This window comes from Paraburkholderia sp. SIMBA_053 (genome assembly GCF_046534895.1).
Lineage (GTDB): Bacteria > Pseudomonadota > Gammaproteobacteria > Burkholderiales > Burkholderiaceae > Paraburkholderia > Paraburkholderia caledonica.
In genome coordinates this window covers 1-249 of sequence record NZ_JAWRXU010001306.1, presented here as the reverse complement: position 1 = coordinate 249, position 249 = coordinate 1, and the positions used below count along the sequence as shown (strand labels likewise).

1 protein-coding gene is annotated in these 249 nt (G+C 67.9%); it reads right to left on the bottom strand.

From position 1 onward, the window contains the following. A partial coding sequence (locus tag SB753_RS39850; protein WP_410805520.1) for an Hsp70 family protein occupies positions 1-249 on the bottom strand: 249 nt, incomplete at both ends.

The following is a 249-nucleotide window of genomic DNA, read 5'->3' as shown; positions in this document are numbered from 1 at the left end:
CTCGTCGGCGTCGAGCAGTTCGCCGTCGGCCGCAAGCGCCGCTTCCGTCGCTTCGACCAGCCGCTGCGCTTCGACCTGCGCCTCGCGCAACGCCCGCGCGCGCATATCGACTTCCGCCGTCTTGAAGCTGTCTTCGAGCATGCGCGCGACGTCGTCGTCGGCGAGCCCATACGACGGCTTCACGATCACCGATGCCTCCACGCCCGAATGCTGCTCGCGCGCAAACACGGACAACAGACCGTCCGCATC